Annotated in this window: 15 protein-coding genes; 10 read left to right on the top strand and 5 right to left on the bottom strand. The window is 56.0% G+C overall.

Annotation, left to right across the window (positions count from 1 at the left end):
- Positions 1–53: 53 nt before the first annotated feature.
- Entirely contained in the window at positions 54–419 is a 366-nt protein-coding gene (gene secG / locus HEQ34_RS04515; RefSeq protein WP_296197995.1) for a preprotein translocase subunit SecG, read from the bottom strand.
- 79 nt (positions 420–498) lie between these two features.
- Positions 499–1,245: a triose-phosphate isomerase gene (gene tpiA / locus HEQ34_RS04510; protein WP_296197992.1), complete on the bottom strand. Its 747-nt coding sequence runs from the start codon at positions 1,243–1,245 to the stop codon at positions 499–501.
- A gap of 153 nt (positions 1,246–1,398) precedes the next feature.
- On the opposite strand from tpiA, the gene HEQ34_RS04505 reads away from it, so the two are divergent.
- The 9 genes from HEQ34_RS04505 to lexA all read left to right on the top strand — a co-directional run bounded on the left by HEQ34_RS04505 (position 1,399) and on the right by lexA (position 10,714).
- A complete protein-coding gene (locus tag HEQ34_RS04505; RefSeq protein WP_296197988.1) occupies positions 1,399–3,339 on the top strand; it encodes a peptidylprolyl isomerase in 1,941 nt (646 codons plus the stop codon).
- Positions 3,329–4,801, top strand: a complete 1,473-nt coding sequence (trpE, locus tag HEQ34_RS04500; RefSeq protein WP_296197985.1) for an anthranilate synthase component I — start codon at positions 3,329–3,331, stop codon at positions 4,799–4,801. The genes HEQ34_RS04505 and trpE overlap by 11 nt, the downstream gene beginning before the upstream one ends.
- A 35-nt stretch (positions 4,802–4,836) precedes the next feature.
- The gene (locus HEQ34_RS04495) at positions 4,837–5,901 is read left to right on the top strand and encodes an alpha/beta fold hydrolase (protein ID WP_296197982.1); all 1,065 of its coding nucleotides are present in this window, start codon (positions 4,837–4,839) and stop codon (positions 5,899–5,901) included.
- Between the two features lie 41 nt (positions 5,902–5,942).
- A complete protein-coding gene (locus HEQ34_RS04490; RefSeq protein ID WP_296197979.1) occupies positions 5,943–6,527 on the top strand; it encodes an aminodeoxychorismate/anthranilate synthase component II in 585 nt (194 codons plus the stop codon).
- Positions 6,524–7,519 (top strand): anthranilate phosphoribosyltransferase, encoded by a 996-nt coding sequence (gene trpD, locus HEQ34_RS04485; protein WP_296197977.1) that lies wholly within the window; start codon positions 6,524–6,526, stop codon positions 7,517–7,519. Before HEQ34_RS04490 ends, trpD begins: the two co-directional genes overlap by 4 nt.
- Before the next feature lie 2 nt (positions 7,520–7,521).
- Positions 7,522–8,301: an indole-3-glycerol phosphate synthase TrpC gene (gene trpC / locus HEQ34_RS04480; protein ID WP_296197974.1), complete on the top strand. Its 780-nt coding sequence runs from the start codon at positions 7,522–7,524 to the stop codon at positions 8,299–8,301.
- Positions 8,294–8,761 carry a cyclic pyranopterin monophosphate synthase MoaC gene (moaC, locus tag HEQ34_RS04475; protein ID WP_296197972.1) on the top strand — a complete coding sequence of 156 codons (468 nt, stop codon included), beginning with the start codon at positions 8,294–8,296 and terminating at the stop codon, positions 8,759–8,761. The genes trpC and moaC overlap by 8 nt, the downstream gene beginning before the upstream one ends.
- The gene (glp, locus tag HEQ34_RS04470; RefSeq protein WP_366934841.1) at positions 8,758–9,939 is read left to right on the top strand and encodes a gephyrin-like molybdotransferase Glp; all 1,182 of its coding nucleotides are present in this window, start codon (positions 8,758–8,760) and stop codon (positions 9,937–9,939) included. The genes moaC and glp overlap by 4 nt, the downstream gene beginning before the upstream one ends.
- A gap of 91 nt (positions 9,940–10,030) precedes the next feature.
- Positions 10,031–10,714 (top strand): transcriptional repressor LexA, encoded by a 684-nt coding sequence (lexA, locus tag HEQ34_RS04465; protein WP_296197963.1) that lies wholly within the window; start codon positions 10,031–10,033, stop codon positions 10,712–10,714.
- Here lexA and HEQ34_RS04460 read toward each other — a convergent pair.
- Positions 10,708–12,858 carry a ComEC/Rec2 family competence protein gene (locus tag HEQ34_RS04460; RefSeq protein WP_296197961.1) on the bottom strand — a complete coding sequence of 717 codons (2,151 nt, stop codon included), beginning with the start codon at positions 12,856–12,858 and terminating at the stop codon, positions 10,708–10,710. The genes lexA and HEQ34_RS04460 overlap by 7 nt on opposite strands.
- Before the next feature lie 251 nt (positions 12,859–13,109).
- Here HEQ34_RS04460 and HEQ34_RS04455 point away from each other — a divergent pair, with 251 nt between their 5' ends.
- Entirely contained in the window at positions 13,110–14,396 is a 1,287-nt protein-coding gene (locus HEQ34_RS04455) for a citrate synthase (RefSeq protein ID WP_296197958.1), read from the top strand.
- Position 14,397: 1 nt separating this feature from the next.
- Here the strand turns inward: HEQ34_RS04455 and HEQ34_RS04450 are convergent, their stop codons facing one another.
- Positions 14,398–15,744 carry a HAMP domain-containing sensor histidine kinase gene (locus tag HEQ34_RS04450; protein ID WP_296197955.1) on the bottom strand — a complete coding sequence of 449 codons (1,347 nt, stop codon included), beginning with the start codon at positions 15,742–15,744 and terminating at the stop codon, positions 14,398–14,400.
- Positions 15,741–16,703 carry a hypothetical protein gene (locus HEQ34_RS04445; protein WP_296197952.1) on the bottom strand — a complete coding sequence of 321 codons (963 nt, stop codon included), beginning with the start codon at positions 16,701–16,703 and terminating at the stop codon, positions 15,741–15,743. Before HEQ34_RS04445 ends, HEQ34_RS04450 begins: the two co-directional genes overlap by 4 nt.
- Between the last annotated feature and the right edge of the window lie 18 nt (positions 16,704–16,721).

Here is a 16,721-nt window from a genome sequence, read left to right as displayed (position 1 = left end):
AATCCGCCAGATGAAAATTAACCTGTGTAAAACGGGTTTTTCGACCGGAACGATTATTTGTCGAGCGGAACTTCGGTAGCGGGCGCGGGCGCGGCAGGCGTCGCAGAGGCAGGCGCATTCGTAACTGGCGCAGTTGGCGCTGCAGGCACTTCGGTCCGTTGCAAGCTATTGTCGATTTCGCCGCTATTGCCCTTTTTCGCAGCGACAAAAGCCAGCGATATCGACAGCAGGATGAACAAGGTCGCCAATATCGTGGTTGTGCGCGTCAAAAAATCTGCGGCACCCCGGGCTGACATAAGGCCAGATGGGCTTCCCCCCATGCCCAAGCCGCCGCCTTCGGAACGCTGCATCAAGATGATGCCAACGAGCGATGCCGCGATAATGCCCTGAACAACGATGAGAAAATGAAAAAGACCCATGAGAGAAATTCCGAATATGAAAGGCGATGTGCCAATGATTATGCCGCCCACATAGCGAGCGCATCAATATTCTTCAATGCTATTCGCCGCTGGCTTGGGCTGCGGCCAATATCGGTTGGAATTTGGCTGCGGTCAGGCTCGCCCCGCCAATCAACCCACCGTCGACATTTGGCACCGCCAAAAGTACCGCGGCATTGTCGCCGTTCATGGAACCACCGTATAAAATACGGATATTTTGGCCTTCCGCGCCAAAACGCTCCACCAAAGCAGCGCGAATGGCGGCATGCATGTCCGCAACATCGGCGGGTTCGGCAACGCGGCCCGTTCCAATGGCCCATACAGGTTCGTACGCAACGCTAAGCCAAGCGCTTGCGGCATTGTCTGGTAACGAATGCGCCACTTGACCAAGGACAATTTCCAACGCCTTGCCAGCTTCGCGTTCATTAAGCGTTTCGCCGACGCATAATATGGCTTTCAAGCCCGCAGCCTTGGCAGCCTCGGCTTTGGCGCGGATATCACTGTCCTGTTCATGCTGCGCGGCGCGCCGTTCGCTATGGCCAATGATGGTCAGCACGGCGCCTGCATCCGATAACATCTCGGCAGAAACGCAGCCTGTATGCGCCCCTGCATTTTGCATGTGGCAATCTTGGCCGCCAATTGGAAACGCCCCAACGGCGGTGACGGCACGTTCGATAAGCGTGGCCGGAATACACAAAGCCGAATCCACAGAATTATGAAGCCGCGCCACGGCATAAATTGCTGCTATTTCGCCTAGATCAGCGGAAGTGCCGTTCATTTTCCAATTCCCGACGATAAACTTACGCATCTGACACCTCAAACTTTTATGGGCTACGAATCTTTCTGGGCTATCCATGCTTTCCGCCATTTGGGCAAGTCTATCCCTTGATTGCCAGCGGCTTGCCGCCTAAAGCGTCACGCAAAGGGCACTTAGCGCCGCATATGCAGGAAATCGCAGTTCATGATTAGCTCCATCCGTTCGCTCATTAATTCAAAATTCGGCGCGATTTTCGCGCTCGCTTTCATTGGATTAATCGCCATTGCCTTTGCCCTTGGCGATGTCAGCGGCTCAGGCAATTTCGGTGGATTAAGCGGCGGTAATGTCGCCCGCGTAGGCAACAAGAACATCACCTTAAGTGAGCTCAATGACTCATTGGAAAACCAATTGAGGGCGGAGCGGCAGAACAACCCCACGCTTGATATGACTCAATTTGTCGATGGCGGCGGGCTCGATTCCACGCTGGCACAATTGATCAATCGCTATGCAATCACGGTTTTTGGTGAAAAATATGGTGTGGCGGTTAGCAAACGGCTTGTAGATTCCGAAATACGCAAGATACCTGGTGCCATGGGATTGGATGGAAAGTTCAGCGCCGACGCGTTTCGCGCCTTTGCACAACAAATTGGCGTCAGTGAAAAAGCAATCCGCGACGATTTGACCCAAAATTTATTCGCGCAGCAGATTTTGCCCGCAGCCGCCAGTGGGCCAGCCGCACCGGACGGCATGGCTTTGCCTTATGCGTCGTTGATGCTGGAACAACGTGCCGGACAGATTGCGTCGATCCCGGCCACGGCATTTTTGCCAACACGCCCGCCAAGCGAAGCTGTGCTGGCGAAGTTCTACAGCGACAATGCTGCAAAGTTTACCATCCCCGAAAAGCGGGCCGTTAGCTATGCTATCTTTGGCCGCGACATCATCGCGCAACGCGCCAAGCCGAGCGAAGCGGACATTGCCGCTTATTACAAGGCCAATGCGGCGCAGTTTGCGGCATCACAAACACGCAACATCAGCCAAGTCATCGTCCCAACCGAAGCGGCTGCAAAATCCGTAGTGGCGCAGGTTGCTGCTGGTAAATCGCTGTCGGCGGTTGCCAATGAACTGGGGCTGTCGGTAACGACAGCGGCAAGTGTTACCAAAGACAGGCTGACAAACTCCACAACGGCAGCAGTGGCCAGCGCGGTATTCGCCGCCGCACAGGGCAGCATTGCGACGCCTGCGCGTGGTAAGCTGGGTTGGACTGTGATCCGTGTCGATGCCATCAACAATGTCGCGGCAAAGTCTCTGGCGGCCGCGCGCGCCGACATTGAGAAGGAATTGCTCAAAACGCGCAGCGAAGAAATGCTGACCGAAATGACAGCAGAGATCGAAGACGCGTTTGCAGACGGCGCAACGATTTCCGATGTAGCAAAGCAAAATGGTTTAACCGTCAACACCTCGCCGAAGTTGCTTGCGACCGGACAGGACATTAGCAATCCTGCCTATAAGCCAATCCCCGAAATGGCGGCGATGTTGCCTGCGGCATTCCAGATGGAAACCAACGGCGAGGCGCAATTAATTGAGTTGGTCCCTGGCGAGAAATTCGCCATGATTGCGGTTTCTGATTTTGAAGAGGCTGCGCCGCCACCATTGAATGGCGTCCGCAGCATAGTTCAGCAGCAATGGGCTTTGTCGGAAGGCGCAAAGGGCGCACGTGCTGCTGCGGATGCTTTGCGCAAGGCCGCAGACGCTGGTCAGTCGCTTCAAACGGCGCTTGCCGCCGCAGGTATCAAGGGTGCACAAGTTGAACGGCTCAGCGGCACCCGCGCTGACATCTCACGCGAAGGTCAACCTGTTCCCCCGCCATTGTCGATGATGTTCGCCATGAAAAAGGGCACGGCAAAAATTCTTGCGGCAGGTGGGGATCGCGGTTGGTATGTTGTCCACCTTAATGACATTATAAAGGGCGATGCGCGCGGTAATGTGCCCATGCTTATGGCACGCAAGCAAGAACTAACGGGCATATTGCAACAAGAATATGCAGCGCAGATGATCGTATCTGCCGCTAAAAATGCCGACGTTGAAAAAAATGAAGGCGGAATAGAAGAGCTCCGCACCCGCCTGACAAACCGTGATGGAAACTAAGCCGCAGCTCATCTGGCGAAAGCGCATTGCTGACACCGAAACACCGGTGTCGGCTGCGCTGAAATTATTTGAGGCAGAGCGCGGCGATTTCATTTTGGAATCGGTCGAGGGCGGCGAAACGCGGGGTCGTTATAGCCTTATTGGCATAGCGCCGGACCTTGTGTTCCGCGCCGCCGGAAATAAGGCCGAGATCAACAGCCAATGGATGACCGATCGCGAAGCGTTTGTGCCTTCCTTGCTCCCGTCGCTCGATGCCTTGCGCGCCTTGGCAGCCGCATGTCGCATGGATGTCCCTGAAGAATTGCCACCTGCGCTTGCCTGTCTCGTGGGCTATTTCGGCTATGAGACCATCGGTCTTGTCGAGAAGCTTCCGCGCGCGCCGCAATCGGCGTTGGAATTGCCGGACATGCTGTTCGTGCGGCCAACCGTCATTCTTGTGTTCGACCGCTTGAAGGACGAAATGTTCCTTGTATCGCCTGTCTGGACGGGCATGGAGGACGCGCAAGCCGTTGCGCGCGCCCATGAGCGTTTGGATGAGGCGGAACGGCTGCTCGATGCGGGGCATCTCGCCCAAGCGGAACCGATGGCGCAGAGCGATGGCCAAGAGCTAAAACTGCAACCTGTCCTACCCGCCGGGCGCTATGCCGAAATGGTGACTTCCGCCAAGGACTACATAGCCGCGGGCGACATTTTTCAGGTCGTATTGGCGCAGCGTTTCACCGCGCCCTTTGGTCTGCCGCCTGTCCACCTCTATCGCGCATTGCGGCGCATAAACCCTTCGCCGTTTCTGTATTTTATCGACCTTCCGGGTTTTGCGCTTATCGGGTCAAGCCCCGAAATCTTGGTGCGTGCGCGCGGCGGGGAAGTAACGATCCGTCCCATAGCGGGAACACGGCCGCGCGGTAAAAGCAGCCTTGAAGACGCGGAAAACAAGGCGTCCTTGCTGGCCGACCCCAAGGAGCGCGCAGAACATCTCATGCTGCTCGACCTTGGGCGCAACGACGTTGGCCGCGTGACCAAAAGCGGAAGCGTGACCGTTACCGGCAGTTATATGGTCGAATTTTACAGCCATGTGATGCACATCGTGTCGAACGTGGTGGGCGAGCTTGCCGATGATAAGGATGCGATTGATGCCTTATTCGCTGGCTTTCCGGCAGGCACGGTGTCCGGCGCGCCCAAGGTCCGGGCATGCGAAATCATTGCCGAGCTGGAGCCTGAAACCCGTGGCGCTTATGCGGGCGGAGTAGGCTATTTCTCGCCCAATGGCGACATGGATAGTTGCATCGTCTTGCGCACTGCGGTGGTGAAAGACGGCATCATGCATGTGCAGGCTGGCGCTGGCATCGTTGCCGACAGCAACCCCGAATATGAACAACGTGAATGTGAGGCAAAGGCTGGCGCACTCATCGCCGCAGCCCGCGAGGCCATTCGTGTAGCCGGAGAGGCTAAATTTGGGCAATAGCTTGACGTTCACGTAAACGCCGCTAGCCTGACTGCATGCGTAGATTGCTCCTTGCTTCACTGGCTGTTTTGTCGGCTATATCTTCCCCAGCCTTTGGCCAGTCTACTGCGCCTGTTGAGGCGGATGCTGTGTTTCTGGATTATGTGTTTTCAACGGGCGAACGCCTGCCCGAGGTAAAGATTCACTACACCACTTTGGGCACACCAAAGCGCGATGCGCGCGGCGACATTTCGAACGCTGTGATGATCCTGCATGGCACTGGCGGAACAGGACACCAGTTCTTCCAACCGCAATTTGCAGGCGAGTTGTTCGGCCCCGGTCAAGTGCTGGATACGTCGAAATATTTCATCATTCTGCCGGACAATATCGGACACGGAAAATCGTCAAAGCCAAGCGATGGCATGCGTATGGCGTTTCCGAAATATGATTATAGCGACATGATCGCGACGCAGCATGCGTTGGTCACAAAGACGCTGGGCATCAAGAAATTGAAGCTTATCCTCGGCACATCGATGGGCTGTATGCATGCGTTCATGTGGGGTTCGCGTTATCCCGATGCGGTGGAAAAACTTGCGCCTTTTGCTTGCTTGCCTGTCGAAATTGCAGGCCAGAACCGCATGTGGCGCAAGTTGTCCATGGATGCGATTAAGGCTGACCCCACTTGGAATGCAGGAAATTATACCGCACCGCCCATGTCCGGGCTGCGGACCGCAGCGACACTTAGCCTTATCGCTGGCGCGAACCCGCTTGCGCTTCAGGCGCAATATCCAACGCGCCAAGCAGCCGAAGCCTTTACCGACGAAGCCTTTGCCCGTGTGGTCACGCGCAACGACGCGAATGACATCATTTATCAATTGGACTCGTCGCGAAACTATAATCCATGGCAAAGTTTGGAGGCGATCAAGGCCCCAACTCTGTGGATTAATTCAGCCGATGATTTCATCAATCCCGCCAATTACGGTATCACCGAACTGGCGGTGAAGCGCCTGCCCAAGACGAAATTCATCCTCATTCCAGCCTCGCCCGAAACAAAGGGCCATGGCACGCACAGTTGGGCGAAATTCTGGAAGGACGAACTCGCCGCCTTGTTGGCGCAATAGTGCCTCTTCCACCCACGCGGCAAAGCCGCTAGGGACGCCGCATGATCTTAGTCATCGACAATTATGACAGCTTTACCTGGAACCTTGTCCATTATCTGATGGAGCTTGGGGCGCAGGTCGATGTTGTCCGCAATGACGACATTTCGGCGGGTCAGGCATTATCATCGGGTGCGCAGGCGTTCCTTATTTCCCCAGGGCCAAAAACGCCAAACGAAGCGGGCGTGAGCCTTGATCTTGTGGCCGCTTGTGCCGATGCCGGAAAGCCACTGCTTGGCGTGTGCCTTGGCCACCAGACGATTGGTCAGCATTTTGGCGGAACCGTTGCGCGCGGTGGGTTAATGCATGGCAAAACCTCCCCTGTTACCCATGACAATAGCGGCTTGTTCGCAGGATTGCCCTCCCCGTTTCAGGCGACGCGTTATCATTCGTTGATTGTCGAAAATGTCCCCTCAAGCTTAGTTGTGAACGCAACAAGCGATGACGGCCATATCATGGGTTTTCGTCACGCGACGCTGCCCATTCACGGCGTGCAGTTTCATCCCGAAAGCATCGCGACGGAGCATGGCCACGCAATGTTGGCCAATTTCATGCGTATTGCGGGAATGACGCCAAAGGAACGCGCATGAACCCCTTCGGTCCCCTGCCCGATCCGCAACATCTGTTCGACCATGACGAAGCAGCACAGGCCTTTGCCGACATCCTCGACGCCCGCGCTTCGGAGGACGAAATCGAAACCTTTTTGATTGCGCTAACCGCGCGCGGAGAGACGATGGTGGAAATCGCGGCTGCGGCGCAGGCGATGCGCGACCGCTTGATCCCCATAGACGCGCCAGAGGGTGCGATAGACGTCTGTGGCACGGGTGGTGATGGGCACCATACGCTAAATGTCTCCACCGCCGTATCTTTGGTCGTTGCCGCCTGCGAAGTGCCTGTCGCCAAGCATGGCAACCGTGCAGCATCGTCCAAGTCAGGTGCAGCAGACACTCTGGAGGCGCTTGGCCTCAACATGGAACGTGCTGGAAAAATGGCGGAGGCGACGCTGAAAGACCTGGGCATCTGTTTTCTGTTCGCCGCCAACCACCATCCCGCGATGAAGCGTATTCAGCCGATCCGCCAACGCATTGGCCAACGCACGATCTTCAACCTGATGGGACCATTGGCGAACCCTGCGCGCGTCAAGCGGCAGCTTATCGGCATCGCGAGGCCAGCCTATGTACCGGTCTATGCAGAGGCGCTGCATCATTTGGGTACCGAACATTCTCGGATTATTTCAGGCGACGAAGGCTTGGACGAACTCAGCCTGGCGGGCGGCAACGAGGTTGCGGTCGTCGAACCCGAAGGCGTCCGCTTCCAACGCACCAGCGCCGCTGATGCAGGTCTGCCGGTGTATCCAGTTGAAGCCATTCGCGGCGGTGATGCCGAGCATAATGCGTTGGAGCTCCGCAAGTTGCTACAAGGCGAACATGGTGCCTATCGCGACGCCGTTTTGTTCAATGCCGCAGAGGCGTTGCTGGTGGCGGGCGTGGTCCAAACGATGCCCGAAGGGGTCGAGGAGGCCGCAGAGGCCATTGATAAGGGCCTTGCCAATGCGTTGCTAAATTGTTGGGTGGCATATTGACGGTGGACAAGCTTGCAGAAATTTGCGCGACCAAGCGCGTCGAAGTGGCGGAACGCAAGCTTCAGGGCTTGAGCCATTGGGAGACGCCGTCGGCCCCGCGCGGTTTTGAAGCGGCGTTGCGGGCCAAAAGCCAGACCGGCATCGCACTGATCGCGGAAATCAAAAAAGCCAGCCCATCCAAAGGTCTTATCCGTGCGGATTTCAATCCGGCGGCGCATGCTGCGGCTTATCAGTCTGGCGGCGCGGCGTGCCTGTCGGTGTTGACCGATGCGCCTTATTTTCAGGGGCATGAGGATTATCTGATTGCCGCACGCGCGGCGTGTGACCTGCCTGTCATCCGCAAGGATTTCATGGTCGACCCGTGGCAATGCGCCGAGGCGCGCGCGATGGGCGGCGATGCGATTTTGATCATTGTGGCGGCGCTGGATGATGTCGTGATGACAGAGATTGAGGACGCCGCAGGCCAAGAAAATCTGGACGTGCTAGTGGAGGTGCATGACGAGGCCGAACTGGAACGTGCGCTCAAACATCTGAAATCCAAGCTGATCGGCGTGAACAACCGCAATTTGAAAACCTTCGAGGTTGATCTTGCCACGACGGAGCGTCTGGCGAAATTGGTGCCGGATGATGTCTTACTCGTCTGCGAAAGCGGCATTTCGACGCATGCCGATTGCCTGCGTATGGCGAAAGCCGGTATTAACACATTCCTTGTCGGGGAAAGCCTGATGCGGCAGGACGATATTCAGGCCGCAACGCAAAGGCTTTTGACCGGGCATGGCTGATCTTACCCATTTAAACGCCGATGGCGGCGCGCATATGGTCGATGTGTCGGCCAAGGCGGACACTGCGCGCGAAGCGGTTGCTGAGGGCCGGATATCCATGTCTGCCGAAGCGCTTGCGGCGATACGCGCGGGCAATATGAAAAAAGGCGATGTGTTGGGCACGGCGCGGATTGCTGGCATAATGGCGGCGAAGAAGACCAGCGACCTTATTCCTTTGTGTCACCCTTTGATGTTGTCCAAAATCAGCGTTGAATTTGAATATGAGGCCGCCGCCATTCGTGTCGAAGCGCGGGTGCGGTTAAACGGCCCGACGGGCGTGGAGATGGAGGCCTTGACCGCGGTCAGCGTCAGTTTGTTGACCCTTTATGACATGGCCAAGGCGCTCGATAAATCGATGGTGATTTCCGACATCCGGTTGCTATCCAAAACGGGCGGCAAATCGGGCGATTGGCACGCATGATTTCGGTGGACGAAGCGCAAGCCAGATTGCTGGCGCTGGTCTCTCCTTTGCCCCCTGTTGAACGAGAGCTTATGCAGGCTGTGCGGCATTATTTGCATGCGCCGTTGATAGCCATGCGCACGCAACCTGCGGCGGACCTGTCGGCGATGGATGGCTATGCAATCGCCGTACAAGACTTTCCCGGCCCATGGCGCGTAATCGGTGAAAGCGCGGCGGGGCGCCCTTTTGCAGGCGCCCTCCACCGTGGCGAGGCCGTCCGCATTTTTACCGGCGCTTATGTGCCCCAAAACGCCGATTGCGTCCTGATACAAGAAAATGCCGTCCGCGATGGCGATAGTTTGCGCGCGACCGTTGATCGCGTGCCTATGCCCGGGGCCAATATCCGCCGCCTTGGGGGCGATTTTCGCGCTGGTGACGTGGTGCTACCAAAGGGCACATATTTGGACGCAGGGGCAATATCCGTGGCGGCGATGGCGGGGCATGGCAGGCTCATTGTGGGCGGCATTCCGCGCATTGCGATCGCCGCCACCGGCGACGAATTGGTGCCCGCCGGGTCCGCCGCTGGCCCAGCGCAAATCCCATGCTCCAATAGCCCGATGTTGCAAGCCATGCTCGATGGCCTGCCCTGTAATGTATTTGACGCAGGGATATTGCGCGACGATTTGTCGGCGCTTGAGACCAGCCTTTCGGCGCTGTCCGAGCGAGCCGATATCATCGTCACCACCGGCGGGGCATCGGTCGGCGACCATGATCTGGTGCAAAGCGCATTGTTGAATATCGGCGCGCAGATGGATTTCTGGAAAGTCGCGATGCGTCCGGGAAAACCGCTTATGGCCGGCAAAGTTGGGAACGCGGTCGTGCTCGGCTTACCCGGCAATCCGTCCTCTGCCTTCGTCACCGCATTTCTGTTCCTCTTGCCGCTTATCCGGCACATGGCGGGGTGCACTAAGCCCCTGCCCGCATACTTTGCAGCGGCGACCGCAACCGACTTGCCCGCAGGAGGAGACCGCGCCGAGTATTTGCGCGCCACGGTCGAAGGCGGGGAGATCACCCCGTTCATATCGCAGGACAGCGGCCTGACCCACACCTTATCCCAAGCCAATGCGCTACTGGTGCAACAACCCCATGTTCCGCCGCGAGCAAAAGGGACAATGGTGCAATATATGCGCCTGTCGTAAAATCTGGAGACAATGTCTGCGATTATGCTTGACTTAACCGCTTTTGTTCTCTAATCGTTCCATTCATGTTCAACAGGATGGGACCCTGAATATGCTCACGGCAAAACAGCACGAACTGCTTATATTCATTAATCAGCGATTGGATGAAAGTGGCATTTCTCCTTCATTTGAGGAAATGAAAGAGGCGCTTGATCTGAAGAGTAAATCCGGTGTGCACCGTTTGATTGGCGCATTGGAAGAACGCGGCTTTATTCGGCGATTGGCCAACCGCGCGCGCGCGCTTGAAGTGATGAAAATGCCCGAAGGCGGGAATATGGGCGGTAACAATGTGGCCCGCTTTGCGCCTGTTAAGGAAAGCAAACCGCAGATTCAGATTCCTGTTGCCGCCAATGATGTCATGGAAATTCCCTTCCACGGCAAGATCGCTGCCGGTGTGCCGATTGAGGCGCTTGAAGGTCAGAATTCATTATCGGTGCCGATGGCATTATTGGGTGCAGGTGAGCATTATGCGCTTGAGGTATCCGGCGACTCGATGATTGAGGCGGGGATATTGGATGGCGATTACGCCCTGATACGCAAGGCAAACACGGCGCGCGATGGCGAAATTGTGGTGGCTTTGGTGCGCGGCGAGGAAGCGACATTGAAATATCTGCGCCGTGAAGGTCAGAAAATCCGCCTTGATCCCGCCAATGGCAGTTATGAGCCGCAATATTATGCGCCGCATGAGGTTGAGGTTCAGGGTAAGCTTGCCGGACTGTTGCGCCGATATCATTGATGGGATGCGTCCGCCGCGCGCGCGTTGAGTGCGGCCTGTACCCAAGGTGTGTGGCGGTTGCCCTCATGCGCGGTAACCACGCGTTGTGCATCCAGATAAAAGGCCAGACCGCCGCTTTGTTCAAGCAATCGGCGGTCCGCCTTTATCCATTTGGGGCGGCAGGATTGCGGCAACCATCGGTCGCTCACGACGATGTCGACGCGTTTGCACGCTGCGGCCATTTCCATGGACGCAATGGGGGTGCGTGTTCTGGTGGCCAACAACGTCCATGATCGCGTTGCACCCGTCACGGTAATCACGCAATTGTCCAACGTGCATTGGACGCCGGGCCAATCCTCAATCGGCGTAGCTTTTGCAAAGCTTCCGGCTTTTTCAAAAATCATCCCGCGCACAAAATCACCCGCCCTTCCGCGCAGTAACGCGACCTCTCCATCTGCACTGACCAAGGCCAAATGCTTGCCATCACCCGTCACCAGAATATCCGGTCGCGGTGCCGTCACCATTGCGATGATGCCGATCGCGCAAAGCGTAACGCCACAATAGCGGACATTTGTGGTCAGCAAGCCAAATATCAACGCGCCAACAACGAAAGCAGCAAAGGCCCATATCGGCATCGCAGGCATCATCGTGACCGCGCCGGGCAGACCGCTGACGGAATGCGCGAGCGCCAAAATCGCGGCGATGCCCTGCCCTGCCAGCCACCAAAATGGCTGCCCCAAGCCAATCAGGTCAAAAATCAGCGCCAATGCTTCCAACGGCATGATGATGAACGTCGTCATCGGGATGGCCACCACATTGGCCAAGGCACCGTAGAGCCCTGCCTTGTGAAAATGAAACAGGGCGATGGGGGTAAGGACAAGCTCAATAGCCACGCCGGTCAGGATGAGCGACCCGACCGCCCGCGCCGCCTTTCGCGCCAAGCTTTCGTCGCGCCGTTCGGTCAGCCGCCTTATGAACGGCAGATCATGCATGACCACGATGGTCGCAACGGCGGCAAAGCTGAGTTGAAAACTCGGCCCAGATATGGCCTCGGGCCAGAATATCAGGACCATTAACGCACCAAAGGCCACCAATCGCAGCGTGAGCGCATCGCGCCCCAACGCCAGCGCAATCAAGATGAGAACCGCGGCAATGAATGATCGGACCGTTGGCACTTCGGCCCCAGTTAACAACGTATATGCCAGCGCAGCTATAGCTGCCGTTGCTGCGGCAACGACGGGGATGGGAATCCGCAATGCAAGCCATGACGACAATGACAAAAGGCGGCTGACCGCGATGAAAATGAACCCGACCACCGCCGTCACATGCAGCCCGCTGATGGATAGAAGGTGCGCCAAACCGCTGTCCCGCATGGCTTGTGCGTCGGCCTCGCTGATATGCCCCTGATCCCCCGTGACCAATGCTGCGCCTATGCCGCCGCTTCCGGGGGGCATGGATGCCAGTATATGCTCTGTTAGCGCTGTGCGCTGAGTCGCGAACCATGCCCCGCTGTCTGCTTTCTGAAAAAGCCGGACATCGCCCAAAGCCGTTCCGGTCGCGCCAATCTGTTGAAACCACGCACGCCGGGCAAAGTCATATCCGCCGGGCAAAGTTGGCCCTGCCGGAGGCAGTAAGCGTGCGCGCAGGAGAATGATCGAGCCGGGCTGAAAGTCGTCTTGATATTGTTCCGGTGACAGGTTCACACGCACAAAAGGCGGCAAGTCCGAGCTATCGCCCGTGGCGAGCCGCAGCCGGTAAACATTGCGGGCGGAGATATTTTCAACCGCTTCAACCCGCCCATAAAACTCCCCAGTCCATATTTTTCCTAAAACTGGCTGGGCAACGGTCGTTGATCGAAAGGCAATCAGGAAGAAACCAAGCAATATCGCAACAGCCGCCATTCGGGCCATTTGCCGCAAGCGGCTATATGGTGGCGCCAAGTTCCCGAAAAACAATAAGGAAGCGCATGACATTGCCAATCCGGCCCAAGCAGATGTGCCAAAAAACTGCCAGAATGCGACGCCGAATCCAATACCAACGGGAAGCCATAAGGGTAATTGGTCGCGTTCGCGGTCGAGCCAGTTTTCCAGAACTGCAAACAGCGCCCTTGGCGCACCGAACCAGACGTTTACGTCCTCAACCAAATTGCCAGATTTCTGTTCCACCGCAGCTATTTAGCACCAAGAAATGAAAGCGCAATTTATCCGCGATGCGCAAGCCATTGTTTGCCTTGACGCCCATGGAATTTCCTATCATTGGGCTAGTCAACGACATAGCCATATTCTCCCCACGAAACATTGGCACTTGAAGGGCCTTAAATTGTCGTCACGGGTGCCTACCGCGTCCCGTGTCATAAAAAAACATGCCTTTCTAAAGGGCAGCCCGGTAAATAGCTTAGAAGATATGGAGTTTCAGAATGGCCGATAAAAACGCAACGCTCACCGTTGGCGACACCAGCTATGACTTGCCCATCATGCAAGGGTCAGAAGGCCCTGACGTGATCGACATCCGCAAGCTTTACGGGGCGTCGGACCATTTCACCTTTGACCCTGGCTTCACATCGACGGCAAGCTGCGAATCGGCGCTGACCTTTATTGATGGCGACAAAGGTATTCTTTTGCATCGGGGTTACTCCATTGAAGAGCTGTCCGAACGGTCGAGCTTCATGGAAGTGTCCTATCTACTGTTGAACGGTGAACTGCCAAACAAGGCGCAATTGGACAAGTTTAGTCACACGATTTCGCGGCACACGATGCTGCACGAACAATTGGCAACTTTTTACCGTGGTTTCCGCCGCGACGCGCACCCCATGGCCATAATGTGCGGTGTGGTTGGCGCGCTATCGGCGTTTTACCATGACTCCACCGATATCAGCGACCCAACACACCGAATGATTTCAAGCCACCGTTTGATCGCGAAGATGCCCACAATCGCGGCCATGGCGTACAAATACTCGGTAGGGCAGCCTTTTGTCTATCCCGACAACAACTTGTCCTACACCGGCAATTTCCTGCGCATGACTTTTGGTGTTCCAGCGGAAAAATATGTTGTGAACCCCGTTATTGAGCGCGCGTTGGACCGGATATTCATCCTCCATGCCGACCATGAACAGAACGCATCCACCTCGACCGTCCGCTTGGCCGGATCATCGGGCGCTAATCCCTTCGCCTGTATTGCTGCTGGCATCGCTTGCCTGTGGGGCCCCGCCCATGGCGGCGCGAACGAGGCTGCATTGAACATGCTGCGCGAAATCGGCACGCCTGACCGGATCCCGCATTATATTGATCGCGCAAAGGACAAGAATGACCCATTCCGTTTGATGGGCTTTGGTCATCGGGTTTACAAAAATTATGACCCGCGCGCTTCGGTCATGCAGAAAACGGTTCGTGAGGTTCTTACCGAATTGAATATCAGCGACCCGATTTTCGACGTTGCGATGCAATTGGAAGAAATGGCGTTGAACGACCCCTATTTCATTGAGAAGAAGCTGTTCCCGAATGTAGATTTCTATTCCGGCATTATCCTGTCGGCGATTGGTTTCCCGACCGAAATGTTCACCGTATTATTCGCATTGTCGCGCACGGTTGGCTGGGTTGCCCAGTGGAACGAAATGATTTCGGATCCCGCACAGAAAATTGGTCGCCCGCGTCAGTTGTATACCGGACCAAGTCACCGTCCTTACCATAGCTTAGACTCGCGCTGAATTATCGGGGAAGGCGGAGCGTAAAGAATGCCCCTCCGCCTTCGGCATCTCCGACGGTAAGGTCGCCGCCCATCGCCCGCGCCAGACGGCGCGAGATATACAGGCCAAGGCCACTTCCGCCATCGCCCGACCTACCCAAACGTTCAAATTTGACGAATATACGCTCTCGGTCTGTCGCACATACGCCGCTGCCTTGGTCGGAAACCGAAATAATAGACCAATCGGGTTCAGCGCGGATGTCCAAACTTACCTCGGTTCCGTCTGGCGCATAACGGATGGCGTTTGTGACCAAATTCAACAGAATCTGTAGCACACGTCGGAATTCTGCGGTGGCATTCACCTGCATTGCTTCGTCCGGAACTTTCACATTAATGCTATGGTCGGCGGCTTTAAGAGCGAGAAGCCCAGCCACGCGCCGCGCCATATCGCCAAGTTCAATTCTATCGGGCGCGGTTGTAAATCCGGGCCTTTCAACAGCTTCTAAATCCCCCAGATCTTCGACCAGAGCCGTCAGGTGGCGCGCAGCATTAGAAATATCGCGCGCATAGGTGGCGTAATTATACCGAACGGGTCCAAGAAGCTCATTTCCGATTGTGTCGGCATTCGCGATGATGCGGCTTAACGGCCGATGTAGAATAGGCGTGAGATTTTTCCCAAAAACAAACGTCGGATCGACAAGTTGCGATCTTTTGTAGCCGACAGAAGCGCCTGTAGGGGCACTGGAAATATATAGCGCATAGCCCGTATATTCGCCAGACGAGCTGGTTTCCGGTTCGCCCCATAACAAGGTATCGTTATTTGTATTTAAACTGGTGCTTGATCGGCCAATTGCCGCGAATTTTTCTATGTCGCGGAGATATATGTCTCCAGTATCACCAAGGAGCCGCGTGACGACATGTCGCGCGCCACAACCGAAATCTTCCTGATGAATGACATCGCCCACTGGACCGGTTGCACGGACCAACCTCAAAGCTTGGTCAAAGTTGAGCGTCATGGTCTCATCCATTACGCTTGCCCAGGGCAACTTGCCTGATGGATCCGGATTTCTTGCGGTTTTGCTCCGCCAACTCAAAATGGCGATACGCACATTCTCGCCTGCTGGCTCCGCTTCGACCCACAATTCGAAATTGTCGGTGCCATCTGACACGATCAGTGCGCGCGCCAAACGCATTTGAAGGCGGGAAACAATCTGGACCAACCCAAATAGCGCTGGACAGGCAATGATGCCGCCGCGCGTTCCGCCTGCACCCGCATGCAACTTGGTCAGCCTATCATCGGCGCGCAGCAAATGGCCGTCACGCGACAATTCGCCCGTAACGGGCAATGACGAAAGTGCCGCACCCGTCATTTCAGACCAAATGTCAAAAGTGAAAGCCGCGATGCCGACCAGGATGCGACAGTATTCAGCGCGTCTTGCCTGCTGATTTTCTCGTAATTTGCTTCGAATATCGCGGCCTCACGCGGGGTAAGCATTTTACAACGGACATCCAATAATATCGGTAAAGCATCAGCCTTCGCTATGCCGACTGCTGCGATTAAGATCATGAATGCCACAGCAGATTCAAAATCTATAATCCGCAATATATGGTCATGTTCCAAATTCAGTTCCGCACTCAGCTGCGCTACGAAAAGATGCACGCCGCACGTGGCCGGATTTAAAAGGTCATCGCGCAATTCATCATTTAGGAAATGAACGATTTTGCGCGCTGCAGCAGGAGCAGTGCGGGCTTCGTCGTATAAGGCGATAAGTGCGTGGGCTGCCTTGATAACAACTTCAGAGCGCTCACCCTGCGACACCTCAAGCGCTGCGACGACTCGCCAGCAGCTTTTGTAAAGAAGTTCAGGCGGCAGGTTTAGAAACGTCCGCCCCTCCGCCCGCAGGTGCAGACTATCGGCGGCAAGCAGTATCTGTGCAGCATCCGCAACATTCCTGTCCGGGTGGTCCAACAACCCAGTCACAAATGCAGGTTGGCCTTGGCCAAGACGATCATTTATTTTGTCCTCCGCCACCCGCGCCATGGCAAACTCGACCAACGCCGTTTCGCGTAAGAAGCCGGACCGAACCAACAACGGCCATGTCTTTGGTTCACGAGCGTTGCCCGCAAGTTTTACCTCAATGTCGCGCACAAGTTGAAGAAGCTTGACCGAAACAGCGCTTATCATCGCTTCAGAGGGAGAAAGCGTGGCTGATGGGAAAATGATAGCCGCCGTATCAAGGCACAGGGCATCCACATCGCGCGCATGTGCGGTCGCGATCGAAAGCAAATCTTCATGCGGGTCAAATGGTGGATTCAACGCCAATCCCATATGGTTAACAGCCATGGC

Origin of the sequence: Sphingorhabdus sp. (genome assembly GCF_023910635.1) — a bacterium.
Taxonomy (GTDB): domain Bacteria; phylum Pseudomonadota; class Alphaproteobacteria; order Sphingomonadales; family Sphingomonadaceae; genus Sphingorhabdus_B.
This window is presented reverse-complemented; position numbering and strand designations above follow the sequence as displayed.

Bases quoted from the DNA above. Each gene is read 5' to 3' on its own strand.
- secG (WP_296197995.1), bottom strand. From the start codon at position 419: ATGGGTCTTTTTCATTTTCTCATCGTTGTTCAGGGCATTATCGCGGCA.
- tpiA (WP_296197992.1), bottom strand. From the start codon at position 1,245: ATGCGTAAGTTTATCGTCGGGAATTGGAAAATGAACGGCACTTCCGCT.
- HEQ34_RS04505 (WP_296197988.1), top strand. From the start codon at position 1,399: ATGATTAGCTCCATCCGTTCGCTCATTAATTCAAAATTCGGCGCGATT.
- trpE (WP_296197985.1), top strand. From the start codon at position 3,329: ATGGAAACTAAGCCGCAGCTCATCTGGCGAAAGCGCATTGCTGACACC.
- HEQ34_RS04495 (WP_296197982.1), top strand. From the start codon at position 4,837: ATGCGTAGATTGCTCCTTGCTTCACTGGCTGTTTTGTCGGCTATATCT.
- HEQ34_RS04490 (WP_296197979.1), top strand. From the start codon at position 5,943: ATGATCTTAGTCATCGACAATTATGACAGCTTTACCTGGAACCTTGTC.
- trpD (WP_296197977.1), top strand. From the start codon at position 6,524: ATGAACCCCTTCGGTCCCCTGCCCGATCCGCAACATCTGTTCGACCAT.
- moaC (WP_296197972.1), top strand. From the start codon at position 8,294: ATGGCTGATCTTACCCATTTAAACGCCGATGGCGGCGCGCATATGGTC.
- glp (WP_366934841.1), top strand. From the start codon at position 8,758: ATGATTTCGGTGGACGAAGCGCAAGCCAGATTGCTGGCGCTGGTCTCT.
- lexA (WP_296197963.1), top strand. From the start codon at position 10,031: ATGCTCACGGCAAAACAGCACGAACTGCTTATATTCATTAATCAGCGA.
- HEQ34_RS04455 (WP_296197958.1), top strand. From the start codon at position 13,110: ATGGCCGATAAAAACGCAACGCTCACCGTTGGCGACACCAGCTATGAC.
- HEQ34_RS04450 (WP_296197955.1), bottom strand. From the start codon at position 15,744: ATGACGGGTGCGGCACTTTCGTCATTGCCCGTTACGGGCGAATTGTCG.
- HEQ34_RS04445 (WP_296197952.1), bottom strand. From the start codon at position 16,703: ATGGGATTGGCGTTGAATCCACCATTTGACCCGCATGAAGATTTGCTT.